At 42.1% G+C, this 20,564-nt stretch carries 19 protein-coding genes; 3 read left to right on the top strand and 16 right to left on the bottom strand.

The genetic code is table 11. The features are described 5' to 3' along the window. The 3 genes from CA600_RS12080 to CA600_RS12070 all read right to left on the bottom strand — a co-directional run bounded on the left by CA600_RS12080 (window position 1) and on the right by CA600_RS12070 (window position 3,361). Window positions 1–1,425: a 6-phospho-beta-glucosidase gene (locus CA600_RS12080; protein WP_094870395.1), complete on the bottom strand. Its 1,425-nt coding sequence runs from the start codon at window positions 1,423–1,425 to the stop codon at window positions 1–3. Between the two features lie 134 nt (window positions 1,426–1,559). Continuing rightward, window positions 1,560–2,441, bottom strand: coding sequence for an AraC family transcriptional regulator (locus CA600_RS12075; RefSeq protein WP_094870394.1), 882 nt, complete (start codon window positions 2,439–2,441; stop codon window positions 1,560–1,562). 161 nt (window positions 2,442–2,602) lie between these two features. Further along, the gene (locus tag CA600_RS12070; RefSeq protein ID WP_094870393.1) at window positions 2,603–3,361 is read right to left on the bottom strand and encodes an AraC family transcriptional regulator; all 759 of its coding nucleotides are present in this window, start codon (window positions 3,359–3,361) and stop codon (window positions 2,603–2,605) included. 111 nt (window positions 3,362–3,472) lie between these two features. Here CA600_RS12070 and CA600_RS12065 point away from each other — a divergent pair, with 111 nt between their 5' ends. Together CA600_RS12065 and pgmB are read left to right on the top strand one after the other, a co-directional pair. Then, a complete protein-coding gene (locus CA600_RS12065) occupies window positions 3,473–5,761 on the top strand; it encodes a glycoside hydrolase family 65 protein (protein ID WP_094870392.1) in 2,289 nt (762 codons plus the stop codon). Between the two features lie 20 nt (window positions 5,762–5,781). After that, window positions 5,782–6,471, top strand: coding sequence for a beta-phosphoglucomutase (pgmB, locus tag CA600_RS12060; RefSeq protein WP_094870391.1), 690 nt, complete (start codon window positions 5,782–5,784; stop codon window positions 6,469–6,471). Between the two features lie 131 nt (window positions 6,472–6,602). On the opposite strand, the gene CA600_RS12055 is transcribed toward pgmB, so the two are convergent. The 4 genes from CA600_RS12055 to CA600_RS12040 form a co-directional block, all read right to left on the bottom strand. Next, window positions 6,603–8,387 carry an ABC transporter ATP-binding protein gene (locus tag CA600_RS12055; RefSeq protein ID WP_094870390.1) on the bottom strand — a complete coding sequence of 595 codons (1,785 nt, stop codon included), beginning with the start codon at window positions 8,385–8,387 and terminating at the stop codon, window positions 6,603–6,605. A gap of 3 nt (window positions 8,388–8,390) precedes the next feature. Next, window positions 8,391–10,193 carry an ABC transporter ATP-binding protein gene (locus CA600_RS12050; protein WP_094870389.1) on the bottom strand — a complete coding sequence of 601 codons (1,803 nt, stop codon included), beginning with the start codon at window positions 10,191–10,193 and terminating at the stop codon, window positions 8,391–8,393. A gap of 233 nt (window positions 10,194–10,426) precedes the next feature. Further along, window positions 10,427–11,806: an MATE family efflux transporter gene (locus CA600_RS12045; protein WP_094870388.1), complete on the bottom strand. Its 1,380-nt coding sequence runs from the start codon at window positions 11,804–11,806 to the stop codon at window positions 10,427–10,429. Then, the gene (locus tag CA600_RS12040) at window positions 11,807–12,166 is read right to left on the bottom strand and encodes an MmcQ/YjbR family DNA-binding protein (RefSeq protein WP_094870387.1); all 360 of its coding nucleotides are present in this window, start codon (window positions 12,164–12,166) and stop codon (window positions 11,807–11,809) included. 206 nt (window positions 12,167–12,372) lie between these two features. Between CA600_RS12040 and CA600_RS12035 the strand changes: the two genes are divergently transcribed. Further along, complete coding sequence (locus tag CA600_RS12035; RefSeq protein ID WP_094870386.1) at window positions 12,373–12,888, top strand: DUF3231 family protein; 516 nt, start codon at window positions 12,373–12,375, stop codon at window positions 12,886–12,888. Window positions 12,889–13,168: 280 nt separating this feature from the next. Here CA600_RS12035 and CA600_RS12030 read toward each other — a convergent pair whose 3' ends face one another. The 9 genes from CA600_RS12030 to CA600_RS11990 all read right to left on the bottom strand — a co-directional run bounded on the left by CA600_RS12030 (window position 13,169) and on the right by CA600_RS11990 (window position 20,553). Then, on the bottom strand, window positions 13,169–13,738 hold the full coding sequence (locus CA600_RS12030; protein ID WP_042186391.1) for a manganese catalase family protein: 570 nt from the start codon (window positions 13,736–13,738) through the stop codon (window positions 13,169–13,171). 50 nt (window positions 13,739–13,788) lie between these two features. Continuing rightward, window positions 13,789–14,055, bottom strand: a complete 267-nt coding sequence (locus tag CA600_RS12025) for a spore coat protein CotJB (protein WP_094870385.1) — start codon at window positions 14,053–14,055, stop codon at window positions 13,789–13,791. Window positions 14,056–14,058: 3 nt separating this feature from the next. Further along, the gene (locus CA600_RS12020) at window positions 14,059–14,277 is read right to left on the bottom strand and encodes a spore coat associated protein CotJA (RefSeq protein ID WP_094870384.1); all 219 of its coding nucleotides are present in this window, start codon (window positions 14,275–14,277) and stop codon (window positions 14,059–14,061) included. Window positions 14,278–14,486: 209 nt separating this feature from the next. Beyond that, complete coding sequence (locus CA600_RS12015; protein WP_094870383.1) at window positions 14,487–15,512, bottom strand: AI-2E family transporter; 1,026 nt, start codon at window positions 15,510–15,512, stop codon at window positions 14,487–14,489. A 48-nt stretch (window positions 15,513–15,560) separates the two neighbouring features. Then, a complete protein-coding gene (locus CA600_RS12010; protein WP_094870382.1) occupies window positions 15,561–16,055 on the bottom strand; it encodes a DedA family protein in 495 nt (164 codons plus the stop codon). A gap of 7 nt (window positions 16,056–16,062) precedes the next feature. After that, entirely contained in the window at window positions 16,063–16,587 is a 525-nt protein-coding gene (gene pssA, locus CA600_RS12005; RefSeq protein WP_094870381.1) for a CDP-diacylglycerol--serine O-phosphatidyltransferase, read from the bottom strand. A gap of 42 nt (window positions 16,588–16,629) precedes the next feature. Continuing rightward, on the bottom strand, window positions 16,630–18,384 hold the full coding sequence (locus CA600_RS12000) for a sensor histidine kinase (RefSeq protein ID WP_094870380.1): 1,755 nt from the start codon (window positions 18,382–18,384) through the stop codon (window positions 16,630–16,632). Continuing rightward, window positions 18,381–19,061 carry a response regulator transcription factor gene (locus tag CA600_RS11995; RefSeq protein ID WP_094870415.1) on the bottom strand — a complete coding sequence of 227 codons (681 nt, stop codon included), beginning with the start codon at window positions 19,059–19,061 and terminating at the stop codon, window positions 18,381–18,383. The genes CA600_RS12000 and CA600_RS11995 overlap by 4 nt, the downstream gene beginning before the upstream one ends. Window positions 19,062–19,224: 163 nt before the next feature. Next, on the bottom strand, window positions 19,225–20,553 hold the full coding sequence (locus CA600_RS11990) for a hemolysin family protein (protein ID WP_094870414.1): 1,329 nt from the start codon (window positions 20,551–20,553) through the stop codon (window positions 19,225–19,227). Window positions 20,554–20,564 lie beyond the last annotated feature (11 nt).

Below are 20,564 nucleotides of genomic sequence, written 5' to 3'. Positions count from 1 at the left end.
CTAGAGGCACTCACCATTTGATTCAATCACCTTTTTATACCAGTGGTAACTGGCCTTTTTATACCGTTTAAAAGTACCCTTGCCATAATCATCAGCGTCCACATAAATAAATCCGTAACGTTTGGACATTTTGCCTTCACTTACACTGACCAAGTCGATGCAACCCCATGACATATAACCAATAAGCTCGACTCCATCCTGTTCTACAGCATCCTTCATATTGCGTAAATGATCGGATAGGTATTCAATTCGGTAATCATCTTGAACATGAAAGTCCTGATCTGGTTCATCAGCGATGCCAAGGCCATTCTCGACAATAAACAACGGAATCCGGTAGCGATCATATAATTGATTCATTGTTATACGAAGTCCAATCGGGTCTATTTGCCACACACTTCCACTTGGTGGTAGATAAGGATTCTTCACCGTCTCAAAACCATTCGTACGACGAGTCTCCAGTCCTTCCGTGGAAGCTGCTGTACAAGCACTTGAGTAATAACTGAAGGAGACAAAGTCTACTGTATGGTTCTTGAGGATTTCAAAATCTTCCGGTTCCGTATGAATGTTGATCTTGTGCTTCGCAAAATAGGGTGCGATATAATTTGGATATTTGCCGTATACCTGTACATCGGAGAAGAACAGTGTATGTTTGTCACTTTCCAGAGAAGCGAATACATCCTCCGGCTTGCATGTATATGGATAGGTCTTGCCAGCCGCTAGCATACAGCCGAACTGAATGCCCGGAACCATTTGCTTGCCCGCTTCCACGGTCAGAGCGTTAGCCAGAAGCTGATGATGCGCTGCCTGATATTTTTTCTCCAGCTTGTTATCTTCCGCAGTAAAGGTTAAGCCCCCGCCTATAAAAGGAATATGCAAAACCATATTCATCTCATTAAAAGGGATCCAGTATTTTACTCGGTGCCCAAATCGGTGAAGCAGCGCCTTAGCGTAATTTAAGTAAAAGCCAACCACTTGGCGATTCGCCCAGCCCCCGTAATGTTCCACCAAATGCATCGGCAAGTCAAAGTGAGAGATCGTAATCACTGGCTCAATGTTGTATTTCTCAAGCTCGTCCAATATGCTCTCATAAAACGCGAGGCCTGACTCCAGCGCAGTAGCTTCATCCCCATTCGGAAATAGGCGCGGCCAAGAGATAGAGAATCGAAAAGAATTGATGCCCATTTCCGCCAGCAATGCGATATCCTCTTTGTAATGTTCTCGGAAATGAATCCCGGTATGGCTCGGATAATGTTGGCCTTCTTCTGTAAAAATATTATCTTCGTCCATCATAACGTCTTTTAAACGACGGTCATTCATAGGCAGTACGTCAAAATTAGATAGACCTTTGCCATCCTCTAAATACGCACCCTCGGTCTGTATAGCCGAAATAGCGCCGCCCCACAAGAAATCTCGGGATAATTTCATGATAAAACCTCCAAGTTGCTAACAATTTGTAAATGCTCTCATTGATGAGCACCCAGCCTGTTTTCTTTAGTTGCCTATGCCTATAATAAGGCTTGCTACGAAAGATTGAATCCCTTGATTTTGTCAAATTGTTCTCATATTTGGTCCTGTCCAAAGGCACCTTTGATGGTTGAGCTTTTATATTGCAGAGGCGCAATTCCAATACTTTCCTTAAACAAACGATAGAAGGTCTTAGTACTTCCGAAGCCCACCTTGCCGGCGATCTCCGTCACAGGATCATCTTCATTGAGGAGAATCCATTTCGCTTTATCAATCCGATATTCGTTCAAAAAGGTGACAAAAGTTTTGCCGGTATGCTTCTTAAAGAATTTTGTGAAATACGATGGGGTGAAGCCCAGAATTTTGGCAGCATCCTCAAGTTTTATAGGATGGGTATAGTTTTTCTCCACATACTGGAAGACCATGGACAACTGCTCAAGAATTTCACGGGAATAAGGCTTATTGCTGACCATACGCGGTTTAAAATGATCCAGTTCGCGATACATCACAGTGATCAGCTCACATAAAAGGCTTTTAATGGCATATGCGTAACCGATCTGCTGCGTCTTGCCTTCCTGATATAGCTCATTCAATAACTGAAGAATCTTTTTCTGAACCTCTGGCCGCCAGTACGTGGAATACGGTTCAATTGAGGCAAACAGCTCCTTCAGCGTAAAAGGTGTGTTGTTCAGAATCATCACGTCCTGAAAAAAACTAAGGTCAAATTGGAAGACCAGCCGCTCACTTTTAGGTGAAGCCATCACATAATGAATGTCTCCACCTTTGATGAAGACGAACTCATTTTCTTTGAGCTGCATCGGCTGGTCATTTACTCCAAGGTTCACTTTTCCTTTTACAATCCAGATAATCTCCATTTCCTTGTGCCAATGCGGTGTAGTCAATATATTGCCATCGTTCTCAATACAGCGGTACGGAAAGGCTTTATCCAGTCGTGGGAATTCCAAATAAATGGCCATCTTATCATCTCTCTAACTTAATTTAGTGGATTAATAATCTCATTTATCACGGATAAAGGCGAGTTTGGCTATTGAAGCTGAAACGTAAAAAGAGCTATCCAGTACCCAACCAGGGAAGCATGGACAGCAAATTTTAGGGATCATTAATGATTCCATTTCTCTCATTTCGTAAGTGCTCCACCGTCCCGGCGAAACTGCTTGGGGGTCAGGCCAGTGTATTTTTTAAATAACTGTGTATAGTAACTTTGGCTGCAAAATTTAAACATTAAAGCGATTTCGGAAATAGACTGATTCGTATGAATGAGGATCGACTGCGATTCCTCAATTCTACGCCGGTTGATAAATTCCGTGAGCGGCATACCCGTTTCACGCTTGAAGCGGTCGGACAAATAACTGGGATGCACACCGACATGTCCGGAAATCAAGCTAAGGTTCAAATCTTGAAACAGATGCTCGCGTATAAAATATATGGATAGATTGACAATATGTGAATAGTGAAGGTTCTCCTTCTGCTGCCGCATCACTGTGATGAATTGCAGGACCATTTCATATTCATATCGATGAAGTGCATCAAGCTCCGTCGAAGCTTCCACTGCACGGATGAACGTATCACTCAGCTGAAATGCTGTCTCAGGGTCAACACCACCGCGGATAATCGCACGTGTAAACAAGGTGCAGGATGCAATCATAGCGTTTTTCTTGGAGCGCAGCGGATATCGGGCTAGCGTAGCGGCTTCCATTGTGTTAATTCTATGCAGTGCTTCGAGTGCCCGGTTCTCGTCTCCCAGTCGGATAGCTTCCAAAAGCTCATGTTCATAATCCAGCGGAGGATGGACAAATCCCTCTGTCAGATCCACAGAACGTGTGGACCAATATTCCGGTAGTTTATGTTGTCCTTTAAGTCCTTTAAGTTGATCCATACTTATTAACCTCACCTAAAAATTTTGATAATATGCTAAATAATTTAGTATAATCTTAGCTCTTTCGGACTTAAAATTCAATTCATAACCATCAAGGGAGGAAACACTAGCATGAGCTGGAGCATTGCTAATCAAGGGTTATCAGCAGATACCCTGCTAAATTTGGAAAGTATTTTTGCGCTGGGGAACGGATATTTGGGCGTGCGTGGAAATTTTGAAGAAGGCTATTCCGATAATGAAATCCGCAGTATCCGCGGTACGTATTTGAACGCTTTTCACGATGTGATTGACATTCCCTATGGGGAGAAGCTGTTCGCCTTTCCAGGGACCCAGCAAAAACTAGTTAATATTATTGATTCCCAAGAGATAAATATTTATATAGGCGAAGATAAGGAGCCCTTTGCACTTACTGAAGAGAGTGTGCTTGCTTATGAGCGTAACCTCCATATGGACAAGGGCTATTCGGAGCGTAAAATCCACTGGAAATCCCCCTCCGGTAAAGAACTCAAGCTGCATTTCCGGAGACTCGTTTCTTTTACTACCCGGGAGCTATTTGCTATTCATCTCACACTTGAGCCTGTTAATTTCAGTGGTCCAATTCAAGTTGTATCCCGTGTAAAAGGCGATGTTAGCAATTATACGAATCCGAATGATCCACGTGTAGCAGCTGGCCATGCCAAACGCCTAAGTGTAGTAGCGTCTGATGTTCGCGGTGAATATATATGCCTGGAGAATGAGACGATGGCTTCCGGTCTGCGGACCTCCTGTGTCACCCGTCATGAATGGGACGGTGATTGGCTGGTTGAAACTCTAGCTGGAGAAACCGATGCTACAGTGACAGCAACTGCATCTATATCCGGTCCGATGTCTATGACCAAATGGAATGTTTATACGGATACACTACGCCATGAACAAGGTCTTGTAGATAGAGGAATTCAGGTACAGGAATCACTCCAGAACCGTTCCTTTGAAGACATGCTGGAACAGCAGGAGCAATATTTAGCTGACTTCTGGAAGCGTTCCGATGTAGGGATTGAGAACGACTCATCACTTCAGGAGGGCATACGTTTCAACCTTTATCAGTTGTTGCAATCTGCCGGACGCGACGCGCACAGCAATATCTCTGCCAAAGGTTTATCCGGAGAAGGATACGAGGGTCATTATTTCTGGGATACGGAAATTTACATGTTCCCTGTGTTCCTAATGACTTCTCCTGACTTGGCCCGGCAGCTCCTATTGTACCGGTATTCCAAGCTGGAGGAAGCAAGAGAACGGGCTAAAGAGATGGGCCATGCCCAAGGGGCACTGTTCCCATGGCGGACGATCTCAGGTACGGAATGTTCCTCTTTCTTCCCATCCGGCACAGCCCAATATCATATCAGTGCCGATGTAGCCTACAGCTATATCCAATATCATCTCGCGGAAGAAGATGACGCCTTCTTGCTCCAATACGGCGCAGAGGTGCTATTTGAGACGGCGCGGCTGTGGATGGAAATCGGTCATTTTTACGAAGGTAAATTCCACATTGACGAAGTAACCGGTCCAGATGAGTACACTTGTCTGGTGAACAATAACTATTACACCAATGTAATGGCCAAACATAATTTGAAATGGGCGGCACGCAGCTTCGCTCGACTTCAGGAGTATGACAAGGTTGCATTTCAAGCACTGTGTATCCGTCTGCATGTTACTGAACAGGAAGCGGATAGCTGGCTGACAGCGGCGAATGCCATGTTCCTCCCTTACGACGAGAAGCTGGGCATTAACCCACAGGATGATACTTTCTTACGCAAAGCGGTCTGGGATTTCGAGAACACACCACCGGAGAAACATCCGCTGCTGCTGCATTACCACCCGCTTACCCTGTACCGTTATCAGGTCTGTAAGCAAGCGGATACCGTACTGGCTCATTACTTGCTGGAAGACGAGCAGTCGCTAGAAACCATTCGCAAGTCGTATGATTATTATGAGCAAATCACTACTCATGACTCTTCCCTATCTTCTTGCATATTCAGCATTATGGCCTCGAAAATCGGGTATAAGGACAAGGCGTATAACTACTTTATCGAGACTGCTCGGCTGGATCTCGACAATACACACGGAAACACCAAAGATGGATTACATCTCGCCAATATGGGTGGAACGTGGATGGCTATTGTGTACGGTTTTGCCGGAACACGACTCAAGGAAAATGGCTTATCGCTCGCTCCGTCCCTACCTACTGGCTGGCAGAAATACAATTTCCGCCTCACCTTCCGCGGGCGTCTCATTGCTGTAACCATTCGCGAGGAAGGCGTGGAGCTTGAATTGCTAGAGGGTGAAGCACTGGATCTAATTCTCTACGGCCATTCGGTGACTCTGGGCAACGACAAGCCAGTAACTCAAGCACTACAAGCCTAATTCATAAGGAGCACAATACAATGAATGCAACCTCTCAAATTCAAGCCGTAATCTTTGATCTGGACGGCGTTATTACCGATACCGCAGAATATCATTATCAGGCTTGGGGTATGATTGCGAAAGAGCTGAGCCTCCCGTTCACCCGAGAGTTCAATGAGAACCTCAAAGGTGTATCGCGCATAGCCTCTCTGGAGTTGCTACTTGGACAAGCGACAACTCTGCACACCTACTCTCCCGAAGAGATGGAGGAGATGGCGAACCGCAAAAATGAGTTTTATCAGCAACTCATTAAGCAGTTAACCCCGGCCGATGTGCTGCCTGGTATTTCTGAATTGCTCGCCGAGCTGAAGAACCACGGAGTGAAGACTGGCATTGCCTCCGCTAGCAAAAATGCCTTTACTGTTATCCGCCTTCTAGGTATGGAGAAAGACTTCGGAGTTATTGTAGATGCAGCCAAGCTTGCCCGCAACAAACCAGACCCGGAAGTGTTCCTGACCGCCGCCGATGCGCTTGATGTAGATCCGCAATTTTGCGTCGGGGTCGAAGACGCAGTCGCCGGGGTAGAAGCGATCAAAGCGGCAGGTATGTTCGCGGTATATATCTCCTTACAGGAGAGCTTGTCCATCGCTGATATGAACTTGAACAACACTGCTGAACTTAACTACTCCGAGCTAAACCAGCAATTCTCTAATAAGAATAGAGTAAGCTAAATAATTGGGTATCCCAGTCTAAATATATGTAAGTTACGAACTAAGCCGGCAAGCTCATAAGGGAAGCTTGCCGGCTTTTGTTTGAAATATGCTTTTCAGAACATCCGCTTCTGATTTCGATTGTCAATAACCTATTGATAATATTTCGCTTGTGCTTTCCACATCGTGCTGTACTCCTGCTGATCTTTCAACAATTGATCATGTGGACCGTATTCACGCAATTCACCATTGTTAAAAAGTGCGATTTTATCGCAGAATTTACAAGCAGATAACCGATGCGAGATATAAATAACGGTTTTATTTGCTGCCAAGAGATTGAAGTTGTTGTACATCTCAAACTCCGCATAAGGGTCTAGCGCAGCTGTAGGCTCGTCCAGAATAAGAATAGGTGACTTTTTGAGTAAAGCTCTAGCAATTGCTATCTTCTGACTTTCACCACCCGAAAAGTCTGTGCCTCTATCATCAAAGATTTTAAATACCTGTGTATCTAGTCCTCTTTCTAAATATTTCATTTTTGCTTCCAATCCTACTTGATTAAGCACTTCTTCCATTTCCTTATCCGATGTTTCGCTATCCTTCACGCATAAGTTGTCTTTGATAGAAAATGAAAATAATTTATAATCCTGAAACACAACACCTAAGATTTTCATATATTCATCGTATTGATAATCTTGAATAGATCTTCCATTCAGAAGAATCTCTCCTTGATCAGGTTCATACAATCGGCACAGCAGTTTAATAAAAGTCGTTTTACCTGCGCCATTTTGACCTACTATAGCTAACTTCTCTCCATTTTTTATGGTCATTGATACATTTTTTATTGAATAGCTCTCGTTTCCCGCATATTTAAAAGACACATTACAAAATTCAATCTCAACATTCATGAGTTTCTCAAGACGCTCTTCTCCGCTTTTCATTGTCGGACTTAGACTTTCAAATTCTCTAAACACCTCAATATATTTACACATTTGTCTAAACTCTACATAGGCATTCATTGCTAACGAAACTTGTGCAGAAAAGCTATTGGCGGCAGAAATATACATAACAAAACCACCCATTTGAATTTCACCTGTAACTACTTTCACAACCATGTAGGTGTAGATAATGACCATTTGCAATTGAAGATTAACACTGGCCAGTCCCTTATATCTCCCCACTTTTTCGTATAGCCCTCCAAAACCACGAACACTTTCATTATGGTAAGTATCCACTTTATTCAGCAAATAAGGAGCCATCCCAAACAAACGGACATCTTTAGCCATGGAAAAATCAACAGCCAGTTTGGAATAATAACCAAATTTCCGATTCAGAGGAGTTAATAATTCATGAAAATTGAATTGAGCTTGCTGCGACTTTCTAAAGATAAAGGTATTAAGTACAATCATCCCAATAATTACCACGATGATTCCAACGTTTAAAGTAGAAACTAAGGCTGTTAATCCCAAAAGGGAGAGCATTGTTTGCAGCAAAGTCTTCATACTAACTAACATTTTACGTATAACATCCTGCTGACGAATGGGAGCAAGCGCCTGTTCTTTAAGATCTAGCACTTTGGAATTTTCTAAACTCTCATAATCCAGATTCATAATATGATTTCCAATATGTAGCTCTAAACTATCCATGACCAAGAAATTGGACAGTTCAATTTGTTTATTTAGGTAACTCTGAAGTAACCCCAAGACAGCATTACCTGCCACCAAAATTCCTATCCAGAGGATAATATTCATTTCGCGGCCGGCCCCCATCAATTCATCAATCAAATATTTGGGAAGGATGATGTTTATAAACGGGAAGATTGCGCTGCATAATGAAGATACCACCATTAGCGGGATGTACGATTTAGACATGGAATGTACCAGCTTCCAAAAGTAGAGGGTCACATGCCAATCCTTTTTCAGCGCAGGGAATGGATTCATAAGCTAGGCTTCACTCCCATTATAATATTGTGCTTGAATCTGATACATTTGATTGTATTTTCCTCTGCGTTCCATCAATTCGCTGTGAGAACCAGCTTCGGAAATCTCTCCTTGCTCCATATACAATATCTGGTCACAGAACCGTGTGCTAGACAACCGATGAGAAATATATAATGCTGTTCTCTCACCGATCATTTCATTAAATCTTGTATACAGGTTGAATTCAGCAATTGCATCAACTGCTGCAGTCGGCTCATCCAAAATAATCAATTCTCCATTCTTATAAAGCGCCCTTGCCAACATCATTCTTTGGTTTTCCCCTCCAGAGAACTCAACACCTTGATCATCCAAAAACTTTTGCATTGGGGTGAGAATGCCTGATTTCAAAGAGGCGACTTTTTCGCTTAGTCCCGCTTTTCCAAGACTGTCATGAATTCTTAAAGCATCAGACTCTCTATGCTCTTTTAGAGAAATATTCTCTGCTAGTGAGAAAGCGAGTACGCGAATTTCTTGAAAAACCGTAGAAAATAATTTCCAATAATCCGTTTTAGCAAACTGTTTGATATTGATTCCATTCAGCGTAATCTCTCCACTATCGGGTTCATACAACCTGCATAACAATTTGATAAGCGTTGTCTTACCAGCACCATTATGACCCACAATAGCAAGTCGTTGATGCGGAGGTATGATGAAGGATATTTTATTAAACACAGGCAAGCTGTTACCAGGATAAGTAAAGGAAACTTCTTTAAATTCTATCGAATAAGGACCTGTTGGGAGTGCATGCATTGCTCCTTCCCCCTGCTTATCATGCGGCTTCTCTAAAAAGTTACGGAGTTCCTCTATGTATAAATTCTGTGTGCGCAGATGGGCTAAATCTTTCATAAATCCCTGAAGAACGCCAGAAAATCCAGCGACAGCAGTTGTGTACATCACAAAATCACCTATAGTTATCCTCTGATGAAGGTAAAGATACGCCAAATAACCATATACAATCCCCTCACGGAACAACCGGATCAAAATATCTAATATTTCACTCTGAAAATAAGAGCTGCTGATAGAGGACTGAATTTTCTGTCTATTTTGAACGCTTGAATGGTATAGTGACACCAATGTATTGTTAAAGGAATTAATCCGAATTTCCTTACCAATAGTAAAGTCTTGCATAATATCCGTATAATACCTTCTCTTCCTCTCCAATTCCGAAAGCTGTTGTTCATGTTCATACTCATAACGTTTAGCACGAAGGGAAAACACATAAGAACACCCAATACTTACAATTAGAAAAACAATAACACCAAAACTTAATCCTCCAATTACAGTTATATAACCCGCAAAAGCAAGAAATCCAGCCAGACTTGCAAAAAATGTATGGAATAGTCCCTGAAATCCATTCTCCACACTTTGTAGGGAACGCTTGGCCTGCTCCATCTGATTAAGATAACCGGGATCTTCTGTATTTTTGAAATCAACATTCATATTTTGTGCAGTGTGGGCGTGGATCTGTTTAAATACAACTTTCATTAATTGAGTTAAACCCAAATTTTGTAGATATCCTGTAAAGTAGCTAATGATAGTCAGTAATAAAAACATCAGTGAAATTAGGAAGATAAACTGCTGAAGTCTTTGCTGTCCGGTCAATTCATCTATAATAAATTTTGGGAATAGGATCAAAAGGAAGGGCTGTATAGCCGAAAGAAGCGTTACAGTTGAGTAATAAATAATGGAACGTCTACTGTTAGTCCAGGATGTGTAGAGGACATAGCCAATGCTGGTACAAGCGGAGGTTAAGGATTTTGTTCTCATTACGGAAAGTTCTCCTTAGTATTTAAAATGTTTCTTGATTACATACATTTTATCAATACTATTATTTGGAAACAGTATGAATAAATTAGTATAAACAGTATTATTTTAGGTGGATTAACTCATGAATTCATGCATCACAAATAAAAAGGTTCTTGATAGCCGAAGCTAGCAAGAACCTTAATCTTTAGTTTCATCCTCAGAACACCGACTTCTAATCGCCATTTCGGGCATTTTCACAGCATTTCAGCTTTATCAGATCTATCTTTAAAAAGCTTCTTTATCGTGAGTCCAAATAAAACACAGCAAGTCAGTGCCGCACAAAAATCAGCAATAGGCTCAGCTATAATCACTGCATCTGTTTTCGGGCTAATAAATGTCGGGAGCAAAAGGACTAATGGAATAAGCAAGATAATCTTACGCAAGATTGCGATAAAAATAGAAACCCGGGCTTGTCCCAAAGCAATAAATACTTGTTGAAACGCTAATTGAATACCAAAAATACAAGTGCCAAGGAAAAATATCTTCATTAATCTAGCCGTGAGAGCCACAAGCTCAGGATTATTGGTAAAAATGATTATGGGCAACTGTGGAACGAAAATGGCTATGCTCCACATCGACAATCCAAAAGCTGCGCAAAAAACACTGCAATATAAAATGGTGGATTTTACACGTGCAAAATCACGAGCTCCATAATTATAGCTAATAATAGGCTGTGCCCCTTGCGCAAAACCAGATAACAACGTCCCAAAGATTTGCATCAGCGTGCCCATAATCCCCATGGCAGCAACGTACATATCGCCTCCAAATTTAGCTAAGGACGTGTTAAATACAATTTGAATTAAACTTTCGGTCGACATCATAATAAACGGAGAAAGCCCCAATGCAAGTACACTTGCAGCTTCTTTAGGTTTAATGCGCATATTCGATAGACGCAAGCGCAGATGCGCACGTTTAGAGATTAAGAACCCCAATACCCAAATCGCCGAAATAAATTGGGCAATTACAGTTGCCAACGCTGCACCCTTAATGCCCATATTCATCTCAAAAATAAAAATGGCGTCAAGGACGATATTCACAACCGCTCCAATGCATACCGTGAGCATGGCTGTTTTGGCGTATCCTTGTGCTGCAATGAATGGATTCAATCCTAAAGAAATGAGCACCGCCACAGTTCCTAGAAGGTAAATGCTTAAAAAATCGTCGGCTAGCGGCAATGTATCGTGACTCGCCCCGAATAACGTTAAGAATGGCGACTTAAAGATAAGAAACAAAGCGGTTAGGATTATGGATGCCATCAGCAGCATAGTAAAACAACTTCCCAGTAATTCTTCTGCTTTTTTATGTTCTCCTTCGCCCATCTTTATGGAAGCTAGGGGTGCCCCACCAGCTCCGATTAGAGCTGCAAATGCTGAAATCAACATAATGATCGGAAAAGATATCCCTATAGCGGATAAGGCTAACGTTCCCCCCTCCTCCATTCTTCCAAGGAACATCCGGTCAACTACGCTGTACATGGCATTGATTAACTGAGCGATAACGGCAGGAATAGCCAACAAGAAAATCAGCTTGGGAATACTTTGCTTGGCAAAACGATCCTTCATTTGATTATTCATTTAATTCAATTCCACTATAGCTTCTCGCAGGCTTTTAGGAAGCTTTTTGACAACCATATCGTAGGAATGGTCTATCATGTCAAAGACATCCGACTCTGACAAGGAACCATCGATCATGATTGAATTCCAGTGTTTTTTGTTCATATGAAATCCCGGTTGAACGCTCTCATGTTGCTCTCTAAGGTTTTCCGCAATGATCGGGTCACATTTTAGATTTAAGCGAACGACCTTCCCTGTTTCCTCAAAAATAAGCGCGAACATTTTATCAGCTACTTTGATGACCAATGGAGTGGGGCCAAACGGATGCTCTTGAGTCGCTCCTTTCTTTTTCAAACAGTATTCGATGATATTATTCTTCAAATCTCTCTCTCCTTCGCTGATCAACAATATGATCATCTCTGCCTTTAACCACGTTTCTTAATTATATCATTTTGTTCAGCTGAGCAGTTTCTGTATAATTTTTTTAGCTTTGAGATAACTCATATTTTTGGAGCAAACGACCGCAACATCTGAACATTTATGGGCATACTACATACGTTTAAATTTAAATATAAAGGAGCTTTCTTATGACAGGAATTTTAGGTGGCAACCCCAAGGATGAACCAATGCATTATGGAGAGATCTTTAGTGTATGGCAAGCTTCGATGGTAGCAAAGGGCGCCCTTTCGTGTTACCGAGCTTACTTATATCATGCCGGCGACAATGATCTCAAAAAAGTATTAAGCACATTAATTGATCAAGCTGAGCTTGAAATTAGTGAGTGTGATACGCTGCTGGCAGATAACGGGATTGCTTCAGTACCAGCGATGCCGAATAGACCCGAAGTTAAGCTTGAAGATATTCCTATAGGTGCACGATTCACAGATCCCGAGATTGCTGCTAAAATTGCTGCCGATACTGCTACAGGATTGGTAGCTTGTAGCCAGGTTATGGGTCTTTCTATCAGAGAAGATATTGGTGCATTATTTGCAAAATATCACCTAACTAAAGCAGCGATAGGCGTTAAAATCCTCAATTTGAGCAAGAAAAAAGGGTGGCTAATTCCTCCACCACTTCAGGTAAAAAGACCAGCGTCTGAATAAGCCTTAAATTTGTTTAGCTCCTTTCCGTTGCTGGTGCGGAGCTTCTATTTTAAAGTCATTTTCTCATTAGTTGATTGCACCCTGAAAAGGCCTTCGATAAATCGGAGGCCTTTTTGGTTGTCCCACAAATTGTTTCTTTTGAATAGGCTAAGCGATCAGTACTGCAGGCCCGCCTATAGAAATGGCTAAGCCTGAACCTAAGAAATGCAAAGGGAATGAGAGCTGTATAAATTTAAAAAGAGTAAAGTGACCTATTGGTCGCTTTACTCTTTAGTATCACTCAGAATACCCGCTTCTGATTCCGGTCATCAATAATAATCTGCACGGCTTCTTTAAACCGAATCGCATGGATAATCTCCCGCTCCCGCAGGAACTTGAGGCTATCCTGCAGATCCACATCATCTGTCATGTCAATCAGCCACTGATATGTAGCCCGGGCCTTTTCTTCCGCAGCAATGTCCTCATACAAATCTGCCAGTGGGTCACCCTTAGCTTGAATATAAGCCGTCGTAAACGGTACGCCTGAGGCATTATTGTAGAACAGGGCATGATCATGCGCGGCAAAATGAGGACCTAATCCAGCTTCCTCTAATTCGCATACCGACGCGTCCTTTGTCAGCTTGTAGATCATGGTAGCAATCATTTCGAGGTGGGCGAATTCTTCTGTAGAAATATCGTTCAAAACGCCAATAACTTTATCCGGTATCGTGTATCTTTGATTCATATAGCGCAGGGCTGCGGCCAGCTCGCCGTCTGCTCCTCCGTATTGCTCACTTAAATAACGCGCCATCCGGATATCACATTTGCCGACCCGTACCGGATATTGCAGCTTCTTCTCATATATCCACATTCGGGAACTTCCCCTCCTCTAGAAATTTAGTTCTTTACAGTACACACTTCTTATACCTGCCAAGGCCAAGGCGTCTGATTCCATTCCCACGGACATTTCGAATAAGCGCGGCCAAAATTCTGCAGCGGACCATATAATTCCTGAAATTGATTCGCTAGCTTGGTACGTTCCTGAGTCAGCTGATTAAATTGTTCAATACTTCTCAAATCATCAGGATGAGTATTTAGATATAAGTTCAACTCCACTAAGGCAAAGTCAAGTGTCTGCAGCTGCTCAAGCAATTCATAATAACGTTGATCGCAAGGATTTGCCTCCATAATCTATTTTCCTCCTCCTTTGCACTTGGATTCATACGGACTGTAAAATGCTGGCCATAACGTGCCATACCTTAGAGCCTCCTGCAAACTAAACTGAGGTAAATCTGGCGGCTGAAAATTAACAAATTGATTGGGTGGAACTACATAAGTCTTAAACGGCACCGGCGGGCAAGGATCAAATGGGCCCCTAAAGGGGGTGTACCTCCGTACCTGTGATTCCATCTTTTAGTACCTCCTTTGTTCCTGTTCCTTTTTTGAAGACTCTGAACATAGCTTCCTTAGCTAACTTATGACAGCAGAACACAATATAAAACGTTATTTACAAAAAAAGCTCCCAGGCTTGTACTTTTCGTGTAATTACACGACAAATAAGCTGCCTTCGGAAAAGTACCGAAAACAGCTTGTAACTTGGATCATATTGAGTATTAAGATCAAGACTTCACTTTTTCGGACGACTCTTCGTGGGTAATCTCAAGGATATCCAACATAAATACAAAGATGGGAATACCAAGAAGAAGTCCCCACACACCTATATAATGCTCAGAAAACAACAACACGATAAAGGTGTAGAACATCGGCAAATTCATTTTTGTAGACATCAACTTAGGATTCAAGAAATAGCCTTCGATAAAATGCAATACCGCAATAATCCCCAGCACATAAGTGACTGTTGTCAGACCACCGATGTTGTAGCCGATGATTAAGAGCGGAATGAGCGAAATCAAAAAACCAACCACCGGAATGAGACTGAGCAGAAAAATCAAGATCGAAAGGGCAAATAAATATGGGAAGTTAAGCAGCCACAAGCCAATTACAGTAAGACAGGTGTTGAACATGGCAATGAGAATTTGTGCTTCAATTACTTTCCCAAAGGAAACGATGAATTTTCGGCTGAAATACTCCAAATCTATATAAAACCAGGCAATCCGGCTCTCTCTCATCCTAGAAGTGAAACTGACGACCCGGTTCTTCTCCAGAATAAACACAAAACTTAGAATGGTCGATATAACAAATGTCGCACCCCAGTTGCTAACCTTCAGCACATAATCGATACCTCTTTTGATGTAGGACTGATAGTTAAGGTCCCTGAACATATCATACAAATACAATGTAATCTTGTTCTGCGGAAGATCTTCTGATTTGAGATTGGTAAGGAAGATGGTTAATTGCTTAATCTGTTCCAATACTTTAGGGAGATATTTAGCAAGGGCCAGTACAATCACTGCGATTAAAGCGAGGTATAAAATGACAATAATCACCTTACTGTTAACCTTCATAAATTTACCGATTTGTTTACTAAGCAATGTCTGAAAGCTGTTCATGACAAAAGCAATCAAAAACGTCAGCAACACCAGATTAAGCATCCCTCGAATACTGAACAGCAGCAACCCGATAAGTGCGAGAATAAAAAAACGCCTGGTGGTTATATTCGCGTAGAATCGCTTCAATACATTCATAGATCTTGCTCCATTCAATTGCGATTAATATTGCTGATCATCCATTGGCTATAAAAAGGAAAACCTTGCCCCCACAAAAAAGCCGATGGAAACAAAAAGGAGTGACCAGGTTAGGGCTCCTGCAGTCGTTATGAGTATATATTTTTTGAAAGACATCGCACTGATTCCTGAGATATAGCTTGATACATGCCTCAGACCGGGAATGAAATAGGCAATGAAAATCGCCCAGTTGCCGAACCGCAAAAACCATCTTTTCATACTGGCAAAACGCTTGGGTGTAAGTCCAACCCACTTGCCGAATTTTTCTACCACAGGTTGCCCTAGTCTTAAACCAATGGTATAGCTGATAAGCATTCCTGTGATAGATCCCATGAAACAAACCAATACAGAAAGTGAAAAGTCCAAAACCATAACGGATGATAAATAGCCTACAAACAGCATTAACACCTCATCTGGTACAGGAAGTCCGATAATCCCAAGTGCCATAAGGGCAAATATGGCTAAATATCCGTACTGCGAAATGATCTCAATAATCCAAGGCATGGGTGTATCACTTCCTGTTGAAGGATTTTTTAAGTGACGGAAATGGGATACGACTGACCATCATTACGGACAGTATTGCCATTAATACGATGACTAGTCCTGGTTTCATGCGTTCATCTAGTAAAGAAATCATCGACAGAATGACTCCAGCAGCAGTAATGGGCATCCCCACGAACCCTTTGGAAGGCGCCGACAGATTAAATCTGGCCAAACGAAGTGCACCACAGATCAAAAAGAAAACTGAAGCTGCAGGTCCAATCCAGTGAGCATCTTCTAACCTATACAATAAGATAAGGAAGGTTGGCGCTAAACCAAATGATATAATATCCGCCAATGAGTCCAATTGTTTACCGAATTCACTGGTACATTGCAGTATTCTTGCCAGTAATCCATCGAGTACATCGCATATTGCCGCAAACAATATCATTAATAAAGCCAGGCTGTATCGTTCTTGAACCGTGAAATACAAAGATAGTGATCCAAGCCCCAAGTTTCCAAGTGTGCACATTGAAGGCAACCAATTCAATTTCATACGGTTTCACCCCTTTCATTGTAGTATTTTTTGTAGATCCGTTTAACCTTCAAAGGTCACAGTAAAGCTCACGCCGTTCTCCGTATTTTTCACTGTATAAAGACAAGCGTGCATATCTAGTATTCGCTTTGCAATGGAAAGCCCCAGACCTGTACCACCCGTCATTCGACTGCGAGACGGCTCAGACCGATAGAACCGTTCCCAAATTTGCTCCAGCTGATCTTCGGGGATAGATTCTCCTATATTTTGAACAGTGAATACAATAGTCTGGGCATGACTCTCAATATTGACAGTGATAGAACTTCTTTCTTCCGCATGTCTGATAGCATTGGTCATAAAATTCAGCACAACTTGTTCGATCCAGTTCATATCAGCATATATTGGTAATTCGTTCGCAGGAATAATGATGACCTCCAAATGTTTTTCACTCAGCAAGTGAACCAGCTTGTCCGTCACCTTTTCCGTCAGTTCACTTAACATGAAGGAAGTTTTCCGAAGTTTAATCGTGCCCGACTCCAACCGAGCTAGATCTAGCATGTTTTTAACAAGAAACTCCATTTTATCTGCTTCCTCAATAATCACCTTAATGTAGTGATCCTGCTTTCCGGCGCTAACACCGTCTTCTAATCCCTCCGCAAAACCTTTGATAATACTGAGCGGTGTCTTCAATTCATGGGAGGCATTGGCAAAAAAGTCCTGCTGCATGATCTCCATTCTTTTTTTCTGCTCCATATCCTCAACCAGCTGCTGGTTGGCCTCTCTTAACTCTCGTAAAGCAGAATCCAGACTTAGTGATAAAGTAAACATGCTATTAGAAAGACTGCCTAGCTCATCCTTCTGCCGAATCGATGTATCCCCTGTAAAGTCCAGAGAAACCATCCGTTTGGCTATGTTGTTTAACTTAATTAGCGGACGCGTGACCATTTTCGAAAAAAAGAGAGAAAGAACCAAAATCAGAACAATACCGCCTATTCCCAGATATAAAAAGAACCAACGCAACGCCTCGTTCGAATCCTTGACTTCCTGTAATGAGGTAACTGTGAATAGTAGTTCAATTTCTCCGTTACTTTGCTTAAGGGGCATGATAATCACAGAATTACGACTCCCACTCCAGGGAGCAATCCAGTCTTGCTTCTGCAATTTCAAATTTTTGAAGTCGTCTATCTGCGCCGGCGTCAAAGGAAACCATTCCTCTAGTGCCTCAAACAGTATGCCTTGGCGTGGATTCCATATTTTCATATCAGGCAGTACAATTTCTGCAACTGTACCAGATGCATGAATCATCCCGGTTTCTTCCGTCTCCCCTATTGTCCCGCTCCCTTTTTTTGTAATACTTATAGGGTAGAGTATAACGGGTGAAGAACTGTCTTCATCCAGAAGTTCACCTTCAACGCTCAACTGATCATCTACTTTTATGTTTGCTGCTCTAAGCGCATCCCCGTACTGATTCATGAATAGGGATAAAGAAACAACCATACTCTTTCCATCATCATCAATTAACTTTATATGAAATGGATCTTCCGAATTCATTTTTCCATCCAGCTTCAAAATAACCATTTGTGTTTTATTCCGCAGCATAAACCGAACGAGCTCCTGGGAGGTTCGAGTGCTTCCCCACGGCTCGCTTATATATCTTGCAGCAAAGCTCTTAAGATGTTTCTCCACGCGGTTCTCTTTTTGTTTTTGGTAGAAATTATCAAACAATAGCGTTTGGCTTAGAATGACCATCCCATAAAAGCAGAGGAAAAAGATAACAGTCATTACAAACAGTTTAAAAGTAATTCCGCGTCTTCTCATGCCTCTTCCTCAAACATGTACCCTGTACCAATCACCGTACGAATAAACCGAGATTCATACCCCAATTTACTTCTAAGCTTTTTAATATGACTGTCCACAACTCTGGAGTCTCCTTCAAATTCAATTCCCCAAATCCGACTAAGGATCGTATCCCTTGAAATGACAATCCCTTTATTTCGTATTAAAAGCCATAAAAGATCGTATTCCTTAGGGCTAAGCTCCACTTCCGCATCTTCTACCTCTAACCGATGAGCTAAGGTGTTAAACATCGCAGAACCAAATTTTATTATGCTGGATTCAGGCTGATGGGTGCCTTCAACACGCTTCATAAGTGCATTTGCCCGGGCTACCAGCACCTTTGGACTAAATGGCTTTGTAACATAATCATCCGCACCTAATTCAAATCCATAGATCTTGTCTTCATCTGTGGACTTGGCAGTTAACAATATGATTGGTATCGCTGATTTCTCACGAACTTCTCGGCACACTTCAAAGCCATTCATGGCAGGCATCATGATATCCAAAATCAGCAGATCCGGCAGCAGTGAGTCAAACCAAATCAATGCATCTTTTCCATTATCCGCTTCGAGCACTTCCCAATCATTCTGTATGAAATAATCAGACACCAGTTCACGAATACGAATTTCATCCTCAACGAGAAGAAGCTTCTTTTTCAATCTAGACCCCGCTTTCAAATCATTTATAAACATTAGCATAGTCGAACGCTATGTCCTTTATGTGTCCACAAAAAACTCCCCCTGTCATGAGCCATGCAGCTCTAGCAGGAGGAGTTCATTTTATCCCTGATCACCCGGAACAATACGTACTATTTTCAATAGGTTAATCTTTATCCTCGTCTTGTTCTGAAGAGGTTTCTTCATCCTCCACACGCGGTTCGTGATGAATATTAATTCTAGTAATCCGTAGTCTTGTCGATTCCTCTACTTCAAAAACAACATCTTCAACTTTAACTCGTTTACCCTTACTTGGATTACCTTCCAGCTCCTTAAACAACCAGCCACCTATGGAATCCACTTCATCATCTTCGATCACTACACCTGTAAGATCGTTGACATCTTCAATCAACATCCGGCCCTCAACGGAAATATACTCTCCATTACGCTCCACACTTGGACGCTCATCTTCGAACTCGTCATGAAGATCGCCTACGATTTCTTCCAGAATTTCTTCTGCTGTCAGTAGCCCGGCTGTACCGCCGTATTCATCAACAACTAGCGTTAGCTGAGCTTTATTCTTCTGCATAAATCGCAGTGTGTGGCTAATCTCCATCGATTCCGGTACGTTAAGGATCGGTCGAACCAAAGTCGTAAGATCATTCTGCTGCTCAGGTGGAGCAAACAACAGGTCGGTAATATGAATAAAACCGATAATACGGTCCTTATCTTCAAAGGCAACCGGATAACGTGAATGTCTCGTTTCGGTAATGATCTTCATGTTTTCTTCGAGCGAAAGATTACTGTACAGCACATCCATGTCCGTACGCGGCATCATAACTTCACGTGCGAGCAGATCAGAGAATTCAAAGATATTATCCATCAGCTTCATCTCATCTTTATCAATGACACCACTCTTAGCACTCTGATTCATCAGGATACGAATTTCCTCTTCTGAGTGGGCGGCTTCTCCCTCATTCGCAGGCTCAACACCCACTAAGCGAAGCAATGCGTTCGCCGATGCATTCAGTACCCAGATAAAAGGCATGAACAGATTATAGAAGAACATCAGAGGTGCCGAGAGCAATAGCGCAGACCCTTCTGTTCTTTGAATTGCAAGGGATTTCGGTGCAAGCTCCCCAAGTACAATATGTAAAAATGTAATAATTGAAAATCCAATAACAACAGAAACGGTAGAAATCAGAGTACCATCGGTAATTCCCATCTTATACATTAACGGTTCGACGAGCAGCTCAGAAATGGCCGGCTCACCGACCCAACCTAACCCCAGTGAGGCAAGTGTTATCCCGAATTGGGTGGCAGATAAGTACGAATCCAGTTTCTTATTGACCTTGAGTGCATATCCAGCCATTTTATTACCTTCACTGACAAGTTGGGTCAGACGAGACTGTCTGACCTTAACTAATGAGAACTCCGCTGCTACAAAAATACCGTTCAATAATACGAGCACCAGAACAAGCAAAAGATTAAGCATTAATCTCCCAA

This window comes from Paenibacillus sp. VTT E-133280, from assembly GCF_002264385.1.
Lineage (GTDB): Bacteria > Bacillota > Bacilli > Paenibacillales > Paenibacillaceae > Paenibacillus_AQ > Paenibacillus_AQ nitricinens.
This window is presented reverse-complemented; position numbering and strand designations above follow the sequence as displayed.

Bases quoted from the DNA above. Each gene is read 5' to 3' on its own strand.
- CA600_RS12080 (WP_094870395.1), bottom strand. From the start codon at position 1,425: ATGAAATTATCCCGAGATTTCTTGTGGGGCGGCGCTATTTCGGCTATA.
- CA600_RS12075 (WP_094870394.1), bottom strand. From the start codon at position 2,441: ATGGCCATTTATTTGGAATTCCCACGACTGGATAAAGCCTTTCCGTAC.
- CA600_RS12070 (WP_094870393.1), bottom strand. From the start codon at position 3,361: ATGGATCAACTTAAAGGACTTAAAGGACAACATAAACTACCGGAATAT.
- CA600_RS12065 (WP_094870392.1), top strand. From the start codon at position 3,473: ATGAGCTGGAGCATTGCTAATCAAGGGTTATCAGCAGATACCCTGCTA.
- pgmB (WP_094870391.1), top strand. From the start codon at position 5,782: ATGAATGCAACCTCTCAAATTCAAGCCGTAATCTTTGATCTGGACGGC.
- CA600_RS12055 (WP_094870390.1), bottom strand. From the start codon at position 8,387: ATGAATCCATTCCCTGCGCTGAAAAAGGATTGGCATGTGACCCTCTAC.
- CA600_RS12050 (WP_094870389.1), bottom strand. From the start codon at position 10,193: ATGAGAACAAAATCCTTAACCTCCGCTTGTACCAGCATTGGCTATGTC.
- CA600_RS12045 (WP_094870388.1), bottom strand. From the start codon at position 11,806: ATGAATAATCAAATGAAGGATCGTTTTGCCAAGCAAAGTATTCCCAAG.
- CA600_RS12035 (WP_094870386.1), top strand. From the start codon at position 12,373: ATGACAGGAATTTTAGGTGGCAACCCCAAGGATGAACCAATGCATTAT.
- CA600_RS12030 (WP_042186391.1), bottom strand. From the start codon at position 13,738: ATGTGGATATATGAGAAGAAGCTGCAATATCCGGTACGGGTCGGCAAA.
- CA600_RS12025 (WP_094870385.1), bottom strand. From the start codon at position 14,055: ATGGAGGCAAATCCTTGCGATCAACGTTATTATGAATTGCTTGAGCAG.
- CA600_RS12020 (WP_094870384.1), bottom strand. From the start codon at position 14,277: ATGGAATCACAGGTACGGAGGTACACCCCCTTTAGGGGCCCATTTGAT.
- CA600_RS12015 (WP_094870383.1), bottom strand. From the start codon at position 15,512: ATGAATGTATTGAAGCGATTCTACGCGAATATAACCACCAGGCGTTTT.
- CA600_RS12010 (WP_094870382.1), bottom strand. From the start codon at position 16,055: ATGCCTTGGATTATTGAGATCATTTCGCAGTACGGATATTTAGCCATA.
- pssA (WP_094870381.1), bottom strand. From the start codon at position 16,587: ATGAAATTGAATTGGTTGCCTTCAATGTGCACACTTGGAAACTTGGGG.
- CA600_RS12000 (WP_094870380.1), bottom strand. From the start codon at position 18,384: ATGAGAAGACGCGGAATTACTTTTAAACTGTTTGTAATGACTGTTATC.
- CA600_RS11990 (WP_094870414.1), bottom strand. From the start codon at position 20,553: ATGCTTAATCTTTTGCTTGTTCTGGTGCTCGTATTATTGAACGGTATT.